At 37.8% G+C, this 347-nt stretch carries 1 pseudogene; it reads right to left on the bottom strand.

What is annotated here, in order from left to right:
* Window positions 1–89: 89 nt before the first annotated feature.
* A pseudogene (locus D0T85_RS23270) lies at window positions 90–182 on the bottom strand (malate dehydrogenase); the annotation flags it as partial.
* Between the last annotated feature and the right edge of the window lie 165 nt (window positions 183–347).

The following is a 347-nucleotide window of genomic DNA, read 5'->3' as shown; positions in this document are numbered from 1 at the left end:
AGTTGACATTGTTTATTTTTTCTGATTTTTCTTTACCACATACTGATTCAAAAAACAAATGACAAGGATAACCCCTTCCATCAATATCATGTGCAACCAACAAGCGTAGTATCAAAACCGAGCAATTGAGCGGTTTGCATCATATCCATTGCTTTTCCTTCCGAAACGCCTTCTTTAACGTCTTCAAGAGCCTGTCCTTCCACAATCCCTTCTCTATTGCTTTGGTCTTTCAACAAAGGATTACTATCTAAACCGATAGAAACATATCCTTTTGCGTACGCAGCACCCATGCTGTGAGTAATTATTTTTATTGTCTCTTTAATATTTCCCTCGCCATCGGTTATCAT

The organism is Bacteroides sp. 519, from assembly GCF_010500955.1.
GTDB lineage: Bacteria > Bacteroidota > Bacteroidia > Bacteroidales > Bacteroidaceae > Bacteroides.
This window is presented reverse-complemented; position numbering and strand designations above follow the sequence as displayed.